We start from the raw sequence: 450 nt of genomic DNA, 5'->3' as shown, positions 1-450 counted from the left end.
GCGCAATGTCATTCGGGCATGGTTTGAAAATCCAAAACAATTTCATTTCGATATTGTTGCCATCAATGATATTGCCGATATTGAAACCTTGCTGCATTTGTTCAAATACGATTCAACACACGGGCGTTTTAAAGGCAACGCGGAAATTGTTACTGAGCAGGGTGATCATTTTTTAGCAGTACAGAGCGCAGGGCAATCCTTAAAAATTCAGGTCTTCCGTGGTTCACAGCCAGAACAATTACCATGGGATCAACTCAATATTGATGTTGTGCTGGAATGTACAGGTTTATTCCGTTCCCGGTAGGCAGCAACTCGACATTTAAACGCAGGTGAAAAGCGCGTGATTATTGGCGCTGCACCGTTTGATAGTGTTGATATTGCGGTGGTGTATGGCGTGAACCATTTAGATGTCAAAGTCAGCGATCAGATTATTTCGAGTGTGTCGTGTAC

1 pseudogene is annotated in these 450 nt (G+C 43.1%); it reads left to right on the top strand.

The window, feature by feature from the left end:
• Positions 1 to 450: pseudogene (locus GBI16_RS18500) on the top strand (glyceraldehyde 3-phosphate dehydrogenase NAD-binding domain-containing protein); the annotation flags it as partial.

The sequence above is a fragment of the Acinetobacter sp. TUM15064 genome (assembly GCF_008980265.1).
GTDB lineage: Bacteria > Pseudomonadota > Gammaproteobacteria > Pseudomonadales > Moraxellaceae > Acinetobacter.
The sequence above is the reverse complement of the archived record's forward strand: the minus strand, read 5'-3'. Positions and strand labels throughout refer to the sequence as shown.